The 19,411-nt window shown below is 45.2% G+C and carries 15 protein-coding genes; 6 read left to right on the top strand and 9 right to left on the bottom strand.

All coding sequences use genetic code 11. From position 1 onward, the window contains the following. Window positions 1-241: 241 nt before the first annotated feature. The 3 genes from QZ371_RS05155 to QZ371_RS05145 form a co-directional block, all read right to left on the bottom strand. Window positions 242-1,486, bottom strand: a complete 1,245-nt coding sequence (locus QZ371_RS05155; RefSeq protein WP_295210324.1) for an ROK family transcriptional regulator — start codon at window positions 1,484-1,486, stop codon at window positions 242-244. A gap of 222 nt (window positions 1,487-1,708) precedes the next feature. Continuing rightward, window positions 1,709-1,960 carry a YdbC family protein gene (locus QZ371_RS05150; RefSeq protein WP_295210322.1) on the bottom strand — a complete coding sequence of 84 codons (252 nt, stop codon included), beginning with the start codon at window positions 1,958-1,960 and terminating at the stop codon, window positions 1,709-1,711. A gap of 98 nt (window positions 1,961-2,058) precedes the next feature. Beyond that, on the bottom strand, window positions 2,059-3,957 hold the full coding sequence (locus QZ371_RS05145; RefSeq protein WP_295210320.1) for a polysaccharide biosynthesis C-terminal domain-containing protein: 1,899 nt from the start codon (window positions 3,955-3,957) through the stop codon (window positions 2,059-2,061). Between the two features lie 243 nt (window positions 3,958-4,200). Between QZ371_RS05145 and QZ371_RS05140 the strand changes: the two genes are divergently transcribed. From QZ371_RS05140 to QZ371_RS05130, 3 genes are all read left to right on the top strand, one after another. After that, window positions 4,201-4,323 (top strand): hypothetical protein, encoded by a 123-nt coding sequence (locus QZ371_RS05140; protein WP_295210318.1) that lies wholly within the window; start codon window positions 4,201-4,203, stop codon window positions 4,321-4,323. A gap of 223 nt (window positions 4,324-4,546) precedes the next feature. Beyond that, window positions 4,547-5,149 carry a sigma-70 family RNA polymerase sigma factor gene (locus QZ371_RS05135; protein ID WP_295210316.1) on the top strand — a complete coding sequence of 201 codons (603 nt, stop codon included), beginning with the start codon at window positions 4,547-4,549 and terminating at the stop codon, window positions 5,147-5,149. Then, a complete protein-coding gene (locus QZ371_RS05130) occupies window positions 5,091-6,383 on the top strand; it encodes a PASTA domain-containing protein (RefSeq protein ID WP_295210315.1) in 1,293 nt (430 codons plus the stop codon). The genes QZ371_RS05135 and QZ371_RS05130 overlap by 59 nt, the downstream gene beginning before the upstream one ends. 54 nt (window positions 6,384-6,437) lie before the next feature. On the opposite strand, the gene sleB is transcribed toward QZ371_RS05130, so the two are convergent. The 3 genes from sleB to QZ371_RS05115 form a co-directional block, all read right to left on the bottom strand. Then, entirely contained in the window at window positions 6,438-7,061 is a 624-nt protein-coding gene (gene sleB, locus QZ371_RS05125) for a spore cortex-lytic enzyme (protein WP_295210339.1), read from the bottom strand. A 346-nt stretch (window positions 7,062-7,407) separates the two neighbouring features. Next, window positions 7,408-9,618, bottom strand: coding sequence for a CHAP domain-containing protein (locus tag QZ371_RS05120; RefSeq protein WP_295210307.1), 2,211 nt, complete (start codon window positions 9,616-9,618; stop codon window positions 7,408-7,410). Between the two features lie 383 nt (window positions 9,619-10,001). Continuing rightward, on the bottom strand, window positions 10,002-11,519 hold the full coding sequence (locus QZ371_RS05115; RefSeq protein WP_295210306.1) for a glycoside hydrolase family 43 protein: 1,518 nt from the start codon (window positions 11,517-11,519) through the stop codon (window positions 10,002-10,004). Between the two features lie 452 nt (window positions 11,520-11,971). On the opposite strand from QZ371_RS05115, the gene QZ371_RS05110 reads away from it, so the two are divergent. The 3 genes from QZ371_RS05110 (at window position 11,972) to QZ371_RS05100 (ending at window position 15,136) form a co-directional block, all read left to right on the top strand. Beyond that, a complete protein-coding gene (locus QZ371_RS05110) occupies window positions 11,972-13,123 on the top strand; it encodes a TraB/GumN family protein (RefSeq protein ID WP_295210305.1) in 1,152 nt (383 codons plus the stop codon). 49 nt (window positions 13,124-13,172) lie between these two features. Further along, window positions 13,173-14,285 (top strand): hypothetical protein, encoded by a 1,113-nt coding sequence (locus QZ371_RS05105; RefSeq protein WP_295210304.1) that lies wholly within the window; start codon window positions 13,173-13,175, stop codon window positions 14,283-14,285. 71 nt (window positions 14,286-14,356) lie between these two features. Next, window positions 14,357-15,136, top strand: coding sequence for a TPM domain-containing protein (locus tag QZ371_RS05100; RefSeq protein WP_295210303.1), 780 nt, complete (start codon window positions 14,357-14,359; stop codon window positions 15,134-15,136). A gap of 101 nt (window positions 15,137-15,237) precedes the next feature. Here QZ371_RS05100 and QZ371_RS05095 read toward each other — a convergent pair whose 3' ends face one another. The 3 genes from QZ371_RS05095 to QZ371_RS05085 all read right to left on the bottom strand — a co-directional run bounded on the left by QZ371_RS05095 (window position 15,238) and on the right by QZ371_RS05085 (window position 19,259). Then, entirely contained in the window at window positions 15,238-16,053 is an 816-nt protein-coding gene (locus QZ371_RS05095) for a polysaccharide deacetylase family protein (protein ID WP_295210302.1), read from the bottom strand. Between the two features lie 4 nt (window positions 16,054-16,057). Continuing rightward, complete coding sequence (locus QZ371_RS05090) at window positions 16,058-16,633, bottom strand: phosphatase PAP2 family protein (protein ID WP_295210301.1); 576 nt, start codon at window positions 16,631-16,633, stop codon at window positions 16,058-16,060. Window positions 16,634-16,877: 244 nt separating this feature from the next. Further along, complete coding sequence (locus QZ371_RS05085; protein WP_295210300.1) at window positions 16,878-19,259, bottom strand: glycogen/starch/alpha-glucan phosphorylase; 2,382 nt, start codon at window positions 19,257-19,259, stop codon at window positions 16,878-16,880. Window positions 19,260-19,411 lie beyond the last annotated feature (152 nt).

The raw sequence follows: 19,411 nt of genomic DNA, 5'->3' as shown, positions 1-19,411 counted from the left end.
TTTCTTTCCGCTTGTCAACACCTTTTTGACCTTTCTACCTTTTTGATAGTTATTTCTTCCGTTGTCTGCTTTTTTGCGCTATTTTGTACAATTATTCGTCACTTTGGTTACTTGTCCAGCTGGAACTTGGCCGTAGTTCCTATGATTTACCCGCCAAGTCTAATAATAATCCAAATAAACAAAATCGACCTGCACAGAGCTCACGCTCCGTACAGGTCTTATATAAATATAGAATATGCAGCTAATTGCCGAAAGCAGCCTCAAAACCGCCTCTGTTAAAGAACAGTTCTCTGATAGCAAGGGCACAACCGGAAAGGAATCTGTGCTTGTCCTCGATGATAGAAAGCTCTATTTTGCTTGATACCAGCGAGCCGCCGATCTCTGTTACTGCGTCCTTGATCTTCTGGAAAGTCTTTTCGTTCTGGATATCGAACTGGTGCAGCACGATCTTCTGCGGATTAGTAGAGAAATACAGGTTGTTCAGCAATACTGCAAGGAGCTTGAGCTCGCTGTCGAGTATCTCTCTTACAGCCTCGTCGTTCTTTTCATATGCCATTGTAATCATATCACGGGTGATAGACTCAAAATTGCCCCTTGCTACCTCATACAAGAACGGTGTCTTTTCCTGTGAGAACACCTCTCTCAGCTTGCTGAGGGTAGCGGAAGGCGTGAGCTCGCTTTCAACACAGCCTCTTCTGCCGCAAGCGCAGGTTCTGTCAGACATTGGGTTTATTATCATCTTGTCAACAAAGTTCGTTCTGTTGTCGTATGATACGATAGGGTCGTTAAGGTTCGTTACAACAAAGTGCATAGTGTTGCCATACTGCAAGAAGGCGATATTATGCCTGTTGATATCCTTAGTCTTGAGGAAGTCGATATTAGCCATAGCCGTGCCCTTGACAGAGTTGTCAAATACCAGCGGCAGCTCAGTCTTTTCTCTGATCTGCGCCTTGAGCTTGTTATAGTTCGGCTCGCCGTCCTCAACGTCAATGCCAAGTCTTGAATACATTGTTGGGAAAATGCCAAAGCCAATGCCAAGGATAGACTCCTTGCTGAGGCAGTTGTCGCCCAGCACTTCATTTATGGACTTCTCTGTAAAATCAAAGATAGTCTTATAATCTGTGCTTTCGTCGATAGCAAGATTTCTCTTATCGAGCACCGCACCTGCCAATGTAGACAGTCCAACGCTGACGATATCCTCCTCGATAGTCACACCGATAACGAACTTGTAATGGTGATTTATGTCGATAAGTATTTTCTTTCTTCCTCTAGGGGCTTTCTCAGTAACGTGCTTGTATTCGCCGATCTCCTGGATAATACCCTGCTCGATCATCTCATTTGTGATGATCGTTACCGCCGCTCTTGTGAGCTCCAATGTTCCTGCAATATCGATTCTCGATGTAGGGCCTCTCTGCTTGAGTATCTTGAGGACCTGCATACGGTTTCTGCGCTTCAAGTCAAGCTTGCTTATGCCGTGCTGCTCCATAACTTAACGTTTCCCTCCGGATATAATTCTTAAATTGTGTAATTGTGTACACATAATGTATAATGCGCCAAAAACGCATTAGGACAACGCCTCAGAATTCCTGCGGCTTTGTCCCGATAATCACACGTCTCGTCTATTTTCTAAAGAATTATAACAAACAAATTTAAACTAGCTATTAACAATCAATTATCATTTAACTGTTTACCGAAGCTTTACACTCTGTTAAAGAATCTCAGATTCGTCAATATCGTCCTCGATCTCTTCGCCGTTAAGGATAGCCTTGAGGGTCTCAACTTCCTCGTCTGTAAGGGTGATACCCTTGCCCATTCTGCTGTGATCGGGATTCCATTCTCTGAGATCGTATTTAGGCTCTCTCTCGTTCCAAGAAACCTTGTTGAGCTCCTTTGTCCAGCCCTTTGCGTTCTCTGAAAGCACACCCAGTCTTTCTGTGATCTCGAATTTCAATTCTGCCATAATAAAAACCTCCATTGGTGATATTGCGCAGCTTTTAGCCACACTTTTTACACTATTATAATTATATAAAAGCAATTCTATCGCAAGGATATGATCGCTTATTTACCTTTATATGCCCAGTCGATCATCTTATTCCAAATACGCTTTCTGTATATCACAAGAAACGCCAGTATCTCCACAGCCGCCGCAAGCACGCCGACCCATATTCCTGCATACGCCATCATAAGCAGATCAAGAGCGATAACGCTCACGCCGATATTTCTCACTCTTCTGCACCTTATGAGCATTGCCGCAGAGAGTATCACAAGGGCTGCGCTGAACGCAATAAAGCCGTGTCTGAAAACAAGGCTCAGCGGCATAAGCACAAGGAGTGTATACATGATCTTGCTGTTGTTTTTGTAAATTCCGAAACAGAACGCCGCAAAGAGCAGCGCATAGATTATAATGCCCTTTGTGAGCAGATCAAGCGCCACGAGCACAGCCAGCGCCGCAATGCCGATACAAAGCTTACCAGTGCTTATGCTGACAAATTTAGCTGCCAGCTTTGCAGGAAGAAGCCTGTAAAATACGCTTTCGATAGCCTTTCTGTTGAGGATAAACACAGCCGCAAAAAGCAGAGCGATAACGCCATAAAGCGGTATATTATGCATAAGGTCAGTTTCAAAAAGGCATATGAACATCATCACAAGCAGGACGATATTGTTTATTATCATCTTCTTGATATCAATTCTGAATGGCACAAGCTTTCTTGAGTCGATAGCTCTGATGATAAATACTGTCAGATAAGCCGCAACCGTTGATATCGGCGGGCCGTAAAGGCCTATCCTTGGGATAAGGATAACGTTTAGCCCCACGTTTATCACGCCCGAAACAAGGCTTGTGAAAAGCGAGCGCTTTGTCTCCTTTGCCGCAAGGTATATCGAGCCCATAAATGTTGTGAAGCAGGAATATATGGTTGCATAGATTATGATAGGCGAATATCTCACGCAGTCACGGAAATCTGCGCCTATCCAGAAATTAGTCACAGGCTGAACGATGAGCAGACAGCCTGCCACAAGGATATAAAGCAAGCTCTGGTTGAAGTCAAAAACATTCTCATAGAACTTGTCTCTGTCGTCGGAATCGTTCTCTGTTATGGCGGACATATTCCAAGCCTGTCCAAACATAAGATAAACTGTCGAAACAAGGTTCGGTATCTTATAAGCCGCCGAAAGCACGCCGTTTGCGTCCGAGCCGAGATAATGTGTTGTCATAAATGAGTCTGAGCTGTTTGTGATGAGCCACAAAAGCTGCGCAGGGATAAGGGGCACGGAATATTGCAGCATAACCTGCAAAAGCTCCCTGTCGATATCCTTGAAGTTGATATATCGCCAAAGTTTTGACTTGAAGGTGAGGAATATCACGGAAATAAGGTCGGAAAGTATTGTGGCAAGGAGATATTTCTGAATGCCCGTACCCTCGCCAAGGAAGCTGCTGGGCAGCACCATATAGAAGAGCGCCGTCCAAAACAGGGTGAAAAATGTGGTCAAAATGCCGTTAAAAGCGAACAGCTTCACCTGTTCCATTGCACGGACGAATGTTGAATACAGCGATTTCATACTTGAGGTGAAAACATACACATAGAGTATGACGCTGTAACCGCCTATATACTTATCCGCCACCCCTGTCAGCGACACAATAGGCAGCAAAATACCAAACACCGCCAAACCAAAGAAGCATATAAGATTGCCAAGCGTGAAAACTTTCACCTTGTCGTAAGCCTTATCAAGACCAAATCTTATTATCGCCTCTGTGATAGTCATTGTCACCAAAGGGATTATCCAGTTTGCGATCTGAGTGAGAACGTCCGTTACGCCAAGCTCAGCACGAGTAAGATAATTGGTATAGATAGGCACAAGCAGCAATACCAGCACTTTCGAGCTGAACGAGCCTATGGCAAATACCAGCGTATTTGAAAACAGCTTTTTATAGCTGCTCTGATTAGTAGTTTCCGACATTTATAAGATCCTCGCTGTAAATTTTCAAAACTAAAATATGGTATCAAATTTGCATATAGGATTATTATAACACATAACTTGAGTTTTTGCAAATTTTTTGACTGACAGGACGGAATTTTTACAAACCGCTTGCAATCGCCGCAGAATTATAGTATAATGATAACAAGTAAAAGACGGAGCAAATTGCGATAATGTGCAATGCGCAAAATAATTTTTAATAATTTTTATCGGGAGGTCTTAATAATGAGCAAAGGAATGAAAGTATTTCTGATACTGTTTGTATCTGTATTCACAGCAGGCGTTGCGGCAAATATCATCTGCGAAATTTTCAAAACAAGACTTCAGAAATATTACTCTGTGGACTAAATCGTTAAATTGTCCGCCGATAAACAAGGCGACCACGGACGGCATATTTTTTGCCGTCCGTTTTTTTCTGACAAATCGGCAGGTCATAACAAAACAATATAATGGGACGTCGAGGACGCCGTCCCCTACAAAAAACATAAATTTTTATTTTTGATCTGAAACTTTTTTGCCCATATTCCCGACTATTGCAATGAAAACACAAAAAATGAAAGGGGGAAATGCTGTGAATGACAAATTCAGCGATATTTTCGTCAAGACTTATAATGATACTTACGATTACATATGCAAATATCTGGCATTGAAATTTAACTGTCGTGAGCTTATCGAGGACGCTTTGCAAAGCGTTTATCTTGATTTTTACCGAGCGCTTATCAATACAGAGGGAAAGATACGAAATCCAAAACATTACATTCTGCGGATAGCAAAGCGCTATGTTGCCGACCATTACAAAGACAAAGAGAAAAACACTTTCGAGGATATCGACAGCCTTGACATTCCCGATGACAAAATGCTAAGAAAGCTTGAAAATGCAGACTTTTTCGACTATGAGCAGGTTATGGGGACGCTAAAAAAAGCGGACGAGCTCACCTATCGCATTTTCGTTTTGCATTATCAATACGGCTATACGATAAAAAAGACCGCCGCTATCACAAAGCTGCCCCAATCCACGGTGAAATCAAAGATATACCGTATGCTGGACAAGCTTAAAAAGACTTATTGTGAAAATTCAGACAACCAAAAAAATTTGGAAAAGGAGGACAAAAGCTATGAAAATGACAGAGATAATGGCTCAGGCTCATCAGCAAAACAAAGCCAGCGGGCTTGAAAAGCTTATGCAAAAAATAGACAGTAAGGCTTTCATCACCAGCACCACGTCTGAGATCATTGACGACACGCCCTTGCCGCAAAAGTCGCAAAAAATAAAAGTTAAAAAGAACAAAACAAGCGCTGTCATTATCGCAGCCTGCGCCGCATTGGTTGTGGGAGCTTTTTCATTCAGCCAGCTTTTGAATTCTGACATTCCCGATATCGCCGACAGCAGCAAGGCTTCCGCTGCGGCAGCCCCAACAGACGACCAATTTTTCACCATTCCCAATATGAAAAATATGTCCGCCGACAGCGTAAAACAGCTTGTCACCAAAGCAGGGGGCGTTGCGGTCATTCGAGAGATATATGACGACAACGTTGAGGCAGGCAATGTGGTCAAGACCGACCCGTCAGCAAATTCAGTCGTTCCGCAGGGCGATATCGTGACGATATATGTAAGCAAAGGCGCTTTGACCGAAACGAACTCAGAAGCGGAAGTTGAAAACAAAAATGACGTTTCTATCCCAATAGACCTTGAAAACGACCAGCGGCAGACCGCCCTTGAAAACGCTAGTGACACCGCCGTTATTCAGTCTATCCTAAACGCAAAGTCCGCAGAATTTGGCATTTTGTCCATTGAAAACTGCGTTGATTATCTTGACGTTGTGGCAGGAACTTCCGACAATGTTTTGCGCATAAAGGCGTATCTTGAGGCCTACGGCGTTGACCCTGCGCTTTGCGATGTTCACACATATTATAAAGAGCCAAGCGGCGATCTCACCGTCAGCGATGAGCCTGTCACAAGCTTAAAATCTATCCAAAATATCGTAAAAAAGCTTGCCGATAAAGGCTATCAGCCAAAATACACCAGTTGTGCAATATCCGAAACAGAGGGCGTTTGCTTGATAGGCGTTGCATACGAGCACAACATCAATGAAATGAAAGCCCTTTTGTCCGCCTGCAATGTTGACTTATCCTATGTTGAGATCAAAATCGACAGCCTTGTTGCCAACGCCGACATAGATATGCAGGCCATTGCAAAAGAGCTTGATGAAAACAAGACTGCATACAACATCGCCAATGTGGAATACATTTATCCCGAGACGGCAGCATGGGTCGAAGCCATAAAGATCGACTTTTCAAACAGCGAAAAGTTCAGCGATCTGATAGATCACGTCAGCCACAAATACGGCGATATTTTTTCGCAAATGCCCTTCTCCATTGGCGGCGGAGACTATTATTTCTACGGATAAAAAACATAACAAGACCGCTCTGCGATATACAGGGCGGTCTTGCTGTTATAAACATCACAAACAAAATCTATGGCTGCCGATGACCGTGACAGTTGGTTTTGAGTGCATATAGGCATTAGAGGTTTTCGCCGGGTTATAATAATAAATACAGCCCCCTGTTGGATCCCAGCCGTTGAGTGCGTCACGGGCGGCGTTATAGGCGGAATCCGCCACAGGCTCATTGAACTGGCCGTCCACGACTGCAGTAAAAGCGCCGTTTTGATAGATGACCCCCGACAGGGTATCGGGGAACGATGGGTGCTCGATACGATTTAAAATGACCGCTCCCACGGCGACCTGTCCGACGTAAGGTTCGCCCCTTGCTTCTGCGGAGATAATTCTAGCCAGCAAGTTGATATTCTGCTCAGTAGCGGAAGGCACAGAGCCGATTGATATACCCAGCGCTCTAAGAGTTTGCGACCCTGCGGTACCTGTTTGGCTTATTCCCTGTTGTTTTTGGAATTTAAGCACAGCCTGTCGTGTTTTTTCGCCGTAATATCCCGTAACAGAGTCGTTAAAAAGCCCACGCTCTTTAAGTCTTTCCTGTATAGCTTTGACCTCGTTTCCGCTTGACCCCATTTGCGAAAGCACGTTATCAGCTCGTCCGCTCGCCGCCGATATCCCAGCCAGCGACATCATAAGCGCAGTCACAGCTGCGGCGGCTTTTGCTCCGAGCCCTACTGATATTTTTGAAGATTTCATAGTTTGACCTCCTTTTCGGAGATAGTTTTTGCATATTATTTCAAAATATTCTTGTGACGTTGTTGTGTCGCAAAATCGCTAAAAGATAAAAAAAAGAAGCACAGCTTCTGCTATGCTTCTTGGAGGCTGTCGAAAAACTCAAAAGTAACGGGCGAACGATGTTCGACCCTACAAAAATACTGCAAATTCACGCTTTCTCTATTCCCCATTTTAAAATCCATCGCCGCTAGGCGATTCCTTCATTCCTCACTCCTCATTCCTCACTTAAAAGCTATGTTCTCTATTACGAAACTAATGCCATAACTACGCTCGAATACGCTCCATAAGATGTCACTCCATTGACGGTTTTATACGCTCTGACTTTAACAAACTTCAATGAAAATTTATCCAAGTTCTTCAAAGTCGCTGATGTTGCTCCCTTGACTGTACTAACTTTCTTGAACGCTGTTCCGTCGTCTGACAGGTACACCTCATATCCCGTTGCGCCGCCAACTGAATTCCAGCTAACTGTAAGCTGTCCCGATTTACCCGACTTCACTTTACAAGTTGCTTTCGCAGGCTTTGTCACGCCCTCGATAGCTGCTGACGGTTTCTTAGAGGCGAACTCTTTTCCGCCGACATATTTCAGCGCTTTGATCTTATAAGTATAGCCCGTTGCTCTCGAAAGCCCTGTATCGGTATATGTGAGCCCGTCGACTATTTTCAGTCTGACCCACTTTTTATCCTTAGTATCATATCTATAAACGATATATTTTTCTGCGCCATTTGTTTTCGACCAACTTATTTTAAGGCTTTTCTCGCCCGTAGCGGCTATTTTTCCGCCTGTGACCGTTGCAGGACGTATCTTGAATGTAACGCTCTTTTCGCCCTTATAATAGCCCTTGCCTGTGATCTTTATCGTGGCTGTGCCTATGGACTTATTTGCCGAATAGCTGAGAGTATAATCTGTGTTTTTCGTCAGCGTTTTCGTGCCGTCCGTGACCTTTGGCTGTGGTGATATCGCCTTGCCTGTGTATATCTGATCGCCGACTGCGGATATTTTGCAGTTTGATATCTTTGATGTTACTGTGACTGTGCATTTTGCGGTCTTTCCGCCTGTGGTATAGGCTGTGATAGTTGCCTTGCCAATGCCCTTTGCCGTGACCTTGCCGCTTGAGACCGCTGCGACCTTGCTGTCGGAAGATTTCCAAGATACATAGTCTGTAAGCCCTGTGCCGCCGTTCATTGCGGCCGTAAGCGATGAAGTCTTGCCCTTTTCGACTGTAAGGCTCGATTTGCTCAGCTTGACAGATGTTGCAAGCTTTATCGTCGTTTTGACAGTTTTTGTGGCTGTGTTGCCGTATTTGTCATATACTGTTATCTTTGTTACATATTCGCCGCTCTGATTTGAATGATCGGCGGTGGAGATATCAGCCTTTGCTGTGTTTCCGCTGAGCGTGCCGACAGCGAACTTCTTTGAAGCCTCGCCGCTCTTTGTGGTATAAGTCGGGAAAGTGACCTTTGCAATGCCGTTTGCGTCCGTGACCGTGCAGGAAATTTTATAGCCCTTTGCGGTTATATCCGTGACCTTTACCGCCGATATCTTCGGCGCTGTGGTATCGACATAAGTCTTTACAGTCTGCTGCGACTGATTGCCTGCTTCGTCCGTTGCTGTGATGACGGAAACATAATATCCGTCCTTGCTGCCGAATGACGAGGTCTTGACTGAATAAGAAAGGTCGTTCACCGCCGTGGTGAATGTGCGTGATATCTTATTTGATGAATCCCCCGAAAAATAGGTCGTGACATTCACCGAAGCAACGCCCCTGTTGTCGGAGATATCAGCCTTCAATGTATAGCCATTTTTTGTGATATTCTCGCTTCTGACATTGTTGATAGCGGGGGGCGTTTCGTCCATATCGAGAGACTGCTCAACGCCGTTTATATACAGGCGATAGAAATAATGGTTCTTTGTGAGCACCTTTCTGTTCACGACTGTATAAACCTGATTATTCCACGTCCACTTATAATTCTGCTCGATAAGGGTCGCCGTGCCGGCATTGCAGTCTTTTACGATTGCAACGTGGGAATAGTCCTTATCCTGCATAATATCGCCGGGCTTCGGGTTGGAAACTGTGCGCAGCTCTGCCTTTTTGCCCCACACATAAACGCTCGGCTTATCGTCAACCATATTGATATTATAGACCGTTACGCCGAATTTTTCCTCATAAAATCTTGAAACATATCCAGCGCAGCAATAATAGCCCGTGTCTGAATATCCCAGTACATACTGTGCGTCAACGCCCTCAAAGCTGTCAACAGTCTGATAGTTGTAATCGACTGTAACAGTCTGCTCGTTGTAATAAACTGCGTTCGCAGGCATAGTGAACAGACCTGCGAAAATTGCGCACACAAGCGCTCCCACCGCCGCAATGATATATTTTATCCTGTTGTTATGTGTTTGTGTTGCCGAAAAGGCTTGTGACGCCATTTGTGTTACGCCTCTTTTCTTCATAATATCCATACCTTAGCTTTATCGTTTTCGACGAAAGCGACAAAGCGCAGCCCGACCATTTTTCGGGCTGTAAGCTCATAATATCACAAAGGTTACAATTTGGCAACAAAAATTAAGCGTTTTCGCCGATATGACTAAAAAATTTGACATATTTCACAGGCACACAAGTTCGATATAGCAAAAACCCCCATTTTACGGGGATTTCGGTCTGTCGCAAAAGCCACAAATCAACGGGCGAACGCTGTTCGCCCCTACATATAAACAGCGTATTTACGCCAATTGTTTAGGGCTTATAAAAAATGAGCGGATAGAACCACTATCCGCCCAAAATTATTAAGTTATTTAAGAATGTAGTAAAGTCAGTTCAAGCCGCAACTGCCGAATTACTCATATATCTCGTCATTTTTGCAGGAGAAGTTCGTGAATGTTGCCTTGCCGCCTTTGCCCTCAACCTTGTGAGCGTAAAGACCTATCACAACGCCTGTGAAATTGCCTGCAACTTCCGTCGAAAGGAACTTCGCCTGTGCGCCGCCCATATCAATGGCTTTGCCGTCAAGCTCTGCGGAAAATGCGTAGGTGAAATTAGCCGCCTTACAGATAAGCTTTGTGGCGCTTTCGCCCTCGGGGAGCTTTGTGATATGATCTTCGTGACGGATATCGCCGATACAAAGGCGGCGGAAAAGCTCCGTGCCCTCGACTGTCTTTCTAAGGCCTATCTCATAATGCTGGTCGGGGGTCATATAGAACACAAGGCCTGCTTCGCCCTCTGTTATGGTTAGATCGCATTGGACAGTCTCGTTCATTTCTTTTTGTCTTATGCAGACAAATGCAGGCGAGCCGTCGGCTTCAAATATAGTATGATCGTTGGGCCTGAGAGAAAAGGCCTTGTCTGAAAGCTCATAAAGTGACATATCAGGGTTCTGCATAAAGCACCATTCTCTGCCAACTTTTGTGTTCTCGAATGTGAACTCGCTCCAATGCTCCTGCTTGACCGTGTCGGGGATAAGATCAGTGTTAAACTGAGCCTTTGTAGTGCCATTATCGCCCATTGTGAACCAGCCCTTGCTGTCGAATTTTACAGGCACAAGGTATACTTCTCTGCCCGTTGTATGGTGCATGACCCATTGATGGATCTGGCGGAAGCCAAGGTGCAAGCACCAGAAATTGCCGTTTTCATCTTCCACAAGATCGCCGTGACCGCAGCCCTGTATCTGATATCCGCCAAGGTTTCTGTTTGTGAGAACAGGGTTGTTTTTATAACCCTCGAACGGGCCATAAGGGGTATCGCCCTTTGCGTAAACTATCATATGGCCGTATTCTGTGCCGCCCTCGGAAGCCATAAGATAATAGCTTTTGCCGATCTTGTAAAGGTGTGGGCTTTCAAGAAAACGTCCGCCAGCCCCTGCCCATATCATCTTGCTTGGTGTGAGCTTTTCGCCGTTTTCGACATTTATCTCGCATTGTGTAATGCCGTGTCTGCCCTCGTCGTCCTCGCCGTTGGACATAAAGTACGCTTTGCCGTTTTCAAAGTAAAGCGACGGGTCAATGCCGCCCTGTGCAACATAGATCGGGTCAGACCATTCGCCGTGGATATCGTCGGTATAAACATAGAAATTTCCGCCGTTTGTGACATTGGTGGTCACCATATAAAATCTGCCGTCGTTATATCTGATAGTTGGCGCATAAATTCCGCCTGTTGAGCCTGCGCCCTCCAATGGCAGCTGGCTTTCACGAGTCAAAACGTGGCCTATCTGCGTCCAGTTCACAAGGTCGGCGCTTTCAAACAGCGGCACGCCCGGGAAAAACTGAAAAGAGCTTGTTACCATATAAAACTTATCTCCGGCTCTGCAAACGCTCGGGTCGGGATAAAAGCCCGATACGACAGGGTTTGAATATATCATATTTATACCTCCGTGATCTTCTATTGATTTTCTGTTTTTGTGTCTGTATCTGTATTTATACTTGTTCTCATTATATCGCAGTCAAAGGTGCAATGCAATAGCATTTTGTGCTTTTTTCGGTGTATTTTTGCGCCTTTTATGCTATCCGTTTTGTTGTGTCGTTTTTATATTTTTAGTCAAGATCGTCCTCTTCTTCATCAAGGCTGTCGAGGGCGCAAATTGTTGTGAGCCTTGTCGAACAACAATTTTCTCCTACATTAAGCTAACCATTTTTTATTATTGAATCTGCATAGACTGCATTAATAATACTTTCGTTCAATACAGCAAACTACTTGAAAAATTTGAATATGTATGTTATAATAACAAAGACATTATAAATAGTTATATAGACATATGACCCGTGATGTCAAGTTCCAAATTGCAAAACAACAAAAGAAAGAAATGGAGAACCTATGAAAATATTTAGCAAGACAGAAAGAATTTTATCATCAAAAAGGAAGCTCAGTCTTATAGCTTGTGCCGCATTGTGCGCAAGCCTGCTTTGCGCTTGCTCTGAAAGCGGTGCAAATTCCAGTTCAAACTCAAGCGCTGGGGAGACCTCTGCGGTATCAAAAGCCGAGGTAGTTTCAAAGGCTGATGATACAAGCTCTGCGGCAGAAAGCGGCAGCGATATAGATACCTCGGCGGCAGACAACACAAGCTCCGCCGCACAAAGCGAAAGCTCTGTCGACAGCAAGGCAGACGATGAGACTTCTTCTATCACACCTGCAATGTGGAAGGTAACAGACGATAAGGGCAGAACAATGACTATGCTTGGCTCTTTCCACGCACTCAAGGACGAATGTTATCCTCTGCCGAAAACGCTGACCGACGCTTACAACAGCGCCGATATCCTTGCCGTTGAATGTGATATCACTATGACGAACGAGGACGGCGAATATATGAAAAATCTTATGAAGCAAATGCTTTATAATGACGGCACCACCCTCAAAGATCACATTTCCGAGGGCGGAATGAAAATACTGGGCGAATATCTTTCCACTTGGGGAATGAGCACAGACGCTTTGCAAGCTTACAGACCTTGGGCTGTATCAAGCACGCTGGACTCTCTTCTCATACAGGATATGGACTTTGACAGCGACAAGGGCATAGACAATTATCTTCTCGAGCTTGCCCACAGCGAAAACAAGGAGATATATGAAGTCGAGTCTGTTGATTTTCAGATGAATATGCTTATAAACTTCTCTGACGATATTTACGATCTGATGTTCAGAAGCCTTGAGGGCGAGACGCAGGAGACACAGAAGCAGTCAATGGAAGAACTTTACGAAGCTTGGAAGTCGGGCGACACAGATAAGTTCATCGAAGAGGACGACAATGACGAACTTGCGGCGCAGACTGCCGACGATGAAAAGATCGCAGAAGATTACAATAACCAAATGCTTTATGACAGAAACAAAACAATGGCGGCAGCTATCGAAAAGCTGCTTGACGAGGACAAAAACGTGTTCTATGTCGTCGGTGCGGCACATTATGTCGGCGAGGGCGGAATACTCGACCTGCTGGAAAAGGACGGCTACACAGTCGAGAGGATAGAATACTAAATCACACACCATAACTACAACTTAAATCAAAAAATAGGGGGAAATCATTATGCCTCATTCATCGGGCGGAGGCTCTCACGGGGGCGGTTCACACAGCGGTTCGGGATTTTCAAGCAGTTCGTCGTCAAGTTCGGGCGAATCAAGCGCTAGACACGTCAGGACCACAAGCTTTCCCGGCGCAAGGCGATATGTTTACTATCATAACTATCAGCCTGTATATGTTTATGCCGATTATGACATTCGCAAGACAACGGCCACAGGCAAGTTTTTCAGCATTTTAGGCAGCGCCGTTATGCTGCTGTTCGGCATTTTGCTGCTGGCAATGTGTTATGAAAAGCCGCAGAAAATGGCTGCCGACCCGTCTTACAGCTGCGTAATAAAGGACTCTGCCTATGTCATAGACACCCCAAACAAGGTGCAAAACGCTATCGAAAGGTTCTATAACAAGACCGGTATCCCCGTTGAAATTATGACGGTCAACAATGAGGACTGGCAGAACGATTATTCCGACCTTGAGGACTTTGCATATGATACCTATGTGTCGGAATTTGACGACGAAAAGCATTGGCTCATCGTCTATTCTGAGCCGACTTTCCCCGACGCTGATTTCAATGACTGGTACTGGGAGGGTATGCAGGGCGATGAGACCGACAATATCCTCACGCAGGACAGCACGGACGATTTCAACGAGCTGCTGCAAAAATACCTCACCGCAAGCAGCCGCTATGACGTGAGTTCAGCCATCGCCTCGGCATTCAACGAGACCACTCCCCACATAATGGACGGACATATCGAATGGATATTCGTGCTTTGGGGACTGATATTTGTAGGCATTGGCGGATATGAGATATACAAAACAATGCTCACAAACCGAAAAGAGTTCCGCAGCGCTGTAAGATGTTCGGAGAGCTCAAAGGAGGACACCTGCGAATACTGCGGCAATGTTTACGTTGTGGGAACTTGCCTGCAATGCCACATTCATCGGGCGGAGGTTCTCACGGAGGAGGCTCACACGGCGGCTCTCATCATAGCAGCAGCCATTCCCACGGCGGTTCGGGGGGAAGCACTCGTCACACAAGGAGCACATACTTCCCAGGGTCAACAAGATATGTATATTATCATCACCACAGGCCTGTATATGTTTATGCAGATTATGACATAACACAAAAGCCCAGCAAGCTGAGATATCTGATATTACTCTTTTATGTACCGTTTATAATTGTAATATTCGGTATGATAGCGGACTGCTATCATCACCCCAAAAAGCTTCCGCAGAATTACGATTACCGCATTATAATAGAAGACAGAGCGAACGTGCTTGGTGATGAGACGACCCTAAAAAATTCGCTGATAGCCTTTTACAACAAGACTGGCATTTCTCCTGCGGTCATAACGGTGAACAATTCCGACTGGCTGGGGCATTATTCAAGCCTTGAAAATTACGCATACGATCTTTATGTAAATCATTTTACAGATGAAAGTCACTGGCTTATCGTGTATTCTCAGCCTAATGATTATTCCACAAGCGACAGCTTTGTAGACTGGTACTGGGAGGGTATGCAGGGAGACGACACCGACAGTATCCTCACCGACGCTGTTACAGATGATTTCAACAACAAAATGCAAAAGAACCTCACCGCAAGCACACGCTATACAGTCAGCTCGGCAATAATTTCGGCATTTGACGACACCACGCCCACCGTAATGAAAGCGACAATAAACTGGGAAATGATCGGTGTTGGCGGATTTATGCTGTTATTTATGTGCATACACGCATTCTTTATGATCGGCTTCAACCCGAAAGCAAAGAATTACGCCAAAGCACAAAAGTGCCCGACATACACGAGGGAGGAAAAGTGCGAATACTGCGACAACATTTACGTTGTAGGCACCTGCACAGAATGCCCACATTGCGGTGCGCCAATACCGCCCCACAATGAGCAGGCTTCGGCTGAACAGGCTAATGCTAATGTAAATGCTAATGGTAATGGCTATTCTTATCCAAATCAATAAATAACGAACGCAAAATTAAACAAACGAAGATAAAAAGCCACGGGCGAACAATTTTCGCCCGTGGCTTTCTTTATTAATACCTTATCGTCTGCTATTATCCATTAACCATACATTTCCGTCTGCTGTGCAAAGCTGTACACCTTTTCGGAATTCGGGTCTATGGCAACGCCCTTTGCGTGGAAAAGTTCTGTTATTGTGACGAATTCATATCCCTGCTCTTTAAGTGCCGGAATAATTTTGTCAAGCGCCGCAACAGTCTGAATGTTTCCGCTCATATCGTGGAGCAGGATTATTCCGCCGTCCTTTGCCTGCGCCAATACCTTTTCAACACGCTGCTCGATATCAACAGCATTGTTGTAATCCTCTGCGCCATAGCCGCATATGAACGGCATATCGATATTATCAAACATATGCTGGTCAACGGCAATATAAGGCGGACGGAAAAACTTCGGGCGTTCCCCTGTTATCTCCTCCACCTTATCGGAAGTGAAATCTATCTCCGCCTTTATCTCCTCAGCGGAAAGCTTTGTCATATCCGAATGGCTTTGTGAATGGTTCTGTATATCGCAGCCCATATCATATGCACGCTTCATAACCTTTGCGCTGTCCTCTGTGATGTTATTGCCAATAACGAAAAACGAAGCCGTTACGCCGTGCTCTTCAAGCTTATCGAGCACAAGTGGCGTTGTATCTGTGTTCGGACCGTCGTCAAATGTAAGGGCTATCACCTTGCCGTAATCGGAAGGGTCACGGAGCGGTCGGCGCTGAGCCTGTGAGCTGTCGTCCTTTGAATTGTCTGAGTTGGCTGAATTGCCTGAATTAGCTGAGCTTGCGTCGTTCTGAGCTGCGCAGCCTGCCGTCATTGCAAGGCTGAACGCAACTGCGCCCATAAAAATACTTTTAAGCACCTTTTTCATAGTTCTATCTTCCTTCACTTTTTTCACTTTGATTTTCTGTTTTATTCTTAAACTTAAAACACCTTCGGTATATAGTCACGGCTATGATAGCGTAGATCGTTGCTGTTATCATTCCCACGATAACGTCGCTTGGATAATGCACGCCCACATACAGCCTTGAAAGTGCAATAAGAAACGCCATTATCAGTGCAGGAACGCCGTATTTTTTCGGCAGCTCCATAAACATCACCACCGCCACGGCAAATGAAGCCGTGGTATGCCCCGAAGGGAATGAATAGTCCGACTGCGCCGAAACTATCCTGTTGAGCGCCTCGATAGCTTCATAGGGGCGAGTTCGTGCCACCACGTTTTTTATTATCAAGTTATTGATCGTAAACGCCGCCGCCAATGAACAGGCCGAGACAATTCCCGTCTGACGGGTCTTTTTGAAAATTATCATCAGTATGCAAAGGGCGATCCACAATATTCCTGCGTTGCCAAGGCTGGTGATGAATTTCATTATTGGGTCGAGCCAGCCTGTGCGCAGGTTGTCCTGTATCCACAACAGGATATCGCCGTCAAGTTTTATAAGTGCGTCCATTGAGTGTGTTCGCTCAGCTCCTTTACTTCCAGTTTTGGATATATCTACCTAACAAATATTTACACTAAAACTGACAAGCCCGTCAAAAAACGGACTTGTCCTTTGTTTATTAGTTTGCGTGTTCACATTTAGGCAACCTTAAATTATGAGAAGTTCATTTTTAGCACCAAAAGTCTTAATTTTCTTTGTGCCAAGCAAAACAAATTAAATTTTGCGCAAATCATAATTTCCAGTTGCAAATGCCTTAAAGCTTAACAGGCTCTATCTTCCAAATATTCTCCGCATAGTCCTTGATAGTTCTGTCGGAAGAGAACTTGCCTGCGTTTGCGATATTCAGCCAGCATTTCTTTGCGAAGGCAAGCTTATCCTTGTAATCAGCGTTGACTTTGAGCTTTGCCTGAACGTAGCTTTCAAGATCGCCGAGAACGTAATAATGATCTGGAACGTGCCAGCTTGCGCCGTCTGTAAGGGCTTTGTAAAGTTCCTTGAAGCTGCCCTCCTCATTTGAAGGCACGCCGCCGTCTGAAAGGCTGCCGTCGATAAGCTTGTCGAGGACACGCTTGATCTTTTCGTTCTTGAAGAGTATCTCACGAGGGTCGTATTTCGGCATAATCTCCGCAAGTTCTTCGACCTTTGCGCCGAAGATATAGTTGTTCTCCTCGCCGGCTTCCTGCACGATCTCGACGTTTGCGCCGTCATATGTGCCAAGGGTAACAGCGCCGTTGAGCATAAGCTTCATATTGCCTGTGCCGCTTGCCTCTGTGCCTGCTGTAGATATCTGCTCGGAAACGTCTGCCGCCGTAACAAGCTTTTCAGCGTAGGAAACATTGTAATTCTGAACGAAAACGACCTTGATGAGATCCTTTGTCTCAGGGTCGGAATTAACAAGCTTGCCGATCTCGCCGATAAGCTTGATGATAGCCTTTGCCCTGCGATAGCCCGGAGCAGACTTTGCGCCGAAGATGAACGTTGTCGGTGTGAAGTCCTTTATCGAGCCGTCCTTTATGCCATAATAAATATAAAGGATAGAAAGTGCATTGAGGAACTGTCTTTTATACTCGTGAAGTCGCTTGATCTGAATATCGAAAATTGTGTTCGGGTCGATATCAACGCCGTCGTGAGCCTTTACAAAGTCAGCAAGGCGGTTTTTCTGCGCTTCCTTGACAGCCATAAACTCCTTGAGCACAGCCTCATCGTCAGCATATTTTTCAAGCTTTTTGAGCTCGTCCAAATTCTTTACCCAATCTGCGCTGCCGAGAAGCTTTGTGATAAGCGCTGAAAGCTCTGGGTTGCAAAGTGCGAGCCAGCGACGCTGAGTAATGCCGTTCGTCTTATTCTGAAATCTTTCGGGATAAAGTTCGTACCAATCTTTGAGAGCGTCCTTTTTAAGTATCTCCGTATGGATAGCGGCAACGCCGTTTACATAGCTTGACACATAGATAGCCATAAACGCCATTTTTACCATACCGTCTGCCACCGGAGCAAGCTTTTCGATATACTTTCTGTCCTTTTTAAGGGAATACATATCCTTAATAAACTTTTCGTTTATCATAAGGATATAAGTATAGACCTCAGGCACGACCCTTTCAACAAGTCTGCTGTCCCATTTCTCGAGGGCTTCCGCCATAATGGTATGATTTGTATAATTGAACACCTTATGAGCGATCTCGAAAGCCTTATCGAAGGTATATCCGTGGCAAGCGCAAAGCTGTCTGATAAGCTCGGGAACAGCGATAACTGGGTGGGTGTCGTTGAGCTGGATAGTGATATAGTCGCCGAGGTTGTCGAGAGTGCCGAACCTAGCGAGGTGCTTTTTGATTATATCGGTGACGGAAGCGGAAGAGAAGAAATATTCCTGCTTAAGGCGGAGGATTTTGCCCTCCTCGCAGTTATCGTTAGGATAGAGCACCTTTGAGATATTCTCGGCGTCATTTTTAGCCTTAACAGCGCCGTCGTAATTGCCGCAGTCGAACTGAGCGAAGTCAAAATCGTCAACGCTTTCAGCCTGCCAAAGTCTGAGAGTGCCAACATTTTTCGTGCCGAAGCCGATAACAGGCATATCATAAGGAACGGCATAAACAGTCTGATCGCCGTACTTTACAATGACCTTATCGTTCTCACATCTTTTTGACCAAGGGTCGCCGTACTTTGTCCAGTTATCAGCTTCTTCCTTTTGGAAGCCGTCCACTATCTTCTGCTTGAATAGGCCGTACTTATATCTGATGCCATAGCCGTCAAGAGGCAGGTCGTGAGCTGCTGCTGAATCGAGGAAGCAAGCGGCAAGTCTGCCAAGTCCGCCGTTACCAAGTGCAGCGTCCTCGATATCCTCGAGGTCGTTAAGGCTTCTGCCGTGAGCTTTGAGCAACTCGTCAACCTCGTCGGTAATGCCAAGGCAGAGGAGGTTATTATAGACAGCTCTGCCCATCAGAAACTCCATAGACAGATAGCAGGCTCTTCTGCCGCCCAAATGTGCTTCACGGCTGGCGCTCCAGTCCTTGCTGATAAGCTCCATAGTGGTAGCAGAGATACTTTCGTGCAGCTGCCAAGATGCAGCGTTCTCTACTGTTGCGCCATATTTTTTATCAAGGTCTTTGCTCAGTTCGTTATAAAACAGTTCTTTATCCATAATTCTCTATCCCTTCTTGTTGATTTTCTATTATGCTTGACTATTACGTTGCTTAAGGGGGTGTAGTTATGTCGCAAAATCGCTCCGCTGCGCTAGTTTTTGGTACGAGTGCAAATTCGGACTTTTGGAACTTTCCAATTCAAAAATCATCG

The sequence above is a fragment of the Ruminococcus sp. genome (assembly GCF_019423705.1).
Taxonomy (GTDB): Bacteria; Bacillota; Clostridia; order Oscillospirales; family Ruminococcaceae; genus Hominimerdicola.
Note: the sequence above shows the minus strand (reverse complement) of the source record. Positions and strands in the feature narration are given on the sequence as shown.

What these genes read in the sequence shown, in the direction of transcription:
- QZ371_RS05155 (WP_295210324.1), bottom strand. Translation starts at nt 1,486, where the DNA reads ATGGAGCAGCACGGCATAAGCAAGCTTGACTTGAAGCGCAGAAACCGT.
- QZ371_RS05150 (WP_295210322.1), bottom strand. Translation starts at nt 1,960, where the DNA reads ATGGCAGAATTGAAATTCGAGATCACAGAAAGACTGGGTGTGCTTTCA.
- QZ371_RS05145 (WP_295210320.1), bottom strand. Translation starts at nt 3,957, where the DNA reads ATGTCGGAAACTACTAATCAGAGCAGCTATAAAAAGCTGTTTTCAAAT.
- QZ371_RS05140 (WP_295210318.1), top strand. Translation starts at nt 4,201, where the DNA reads ATGAGCAAAGGAATGAAAGTATTTCTGATACTGTTTGTATCTGTATTC.
- QZ371_RS05130 (WP_295210315.1), top strand. Translation starts at nt 5,091, where the DNA reads ATGAAAATGACAGAGATAATGGCTCAGGCTCATCAGCAAAACAAAGCC.
- sleB (WP_295210339.1), bottom strand. Translation starts at nt 7,061, where the DNA reads ATGATGTCGCTGGCTGGGATATCGGCGGCGAGCGGACGAGCTGATAAC.
- QZ371_RS05120 (WP_295210307.1), bottom strand. Translation starts at nt 9,618, where the DNA reads ATGAAGAAAAGAGGCGTAACACAAATGGCGTCACAAGCCTTTTCGGCA.
- QZ371_RS05115 (WP_295210306.1), bottom strand. Translation starts at nt 11,519, where the DNA reads ATGATATATTCAAACCCTGTCGTATCGGGCTTTTATCCCGACCCGAGC.
- QZ371_RS05110 (WP_295210305.1), top strand. Translation starts at nt 11,972, where the DNA reads ATGAAAATATTTAGCAAGACAGAAAGAATTTTATCATCAAAAAGGAAG.
- QZ371_RS05105 (WP_295210304.1), top strand. Translation starts at nt 13,173, where the DNA reads ATGCCTCATTCATCGGGCGGAGGCTCTCACGGGGGCGGTTCACACAGC.
- QZ371_RS05100 (WP_295210303.1), top strand. Translation starts at nt 14,357, where the DNA reads ATGATAGCGGACTGCTATCATCACCCCAAAAAGCTTCCGCAGAATTAC.
- QZ371_RS05095 (WP_295210302.1), bottom strand. Translation starts at nt 16,053, where the DNA reads ATGAAAAAGGTGCTTAAAAGTATTTTTATGGGCGCAGTTGCGTTCAGC.
- QZ371_RS05090 (WP_295210301.1), bottom strand. Translation starts at nt 16,633, where the DNA reads ATGGACGCACTTATAAAACTTGACGGCGATATCCTGTTGTGGATACAG.
- QZ371_RS05085 (WP_295210300.1), bottom strand. Translation starts at nt 19,259, where the DNA reads ATGGATAAAGAACTGTTTTATAACGAACTGAGCAAAGACCTTGATAAA.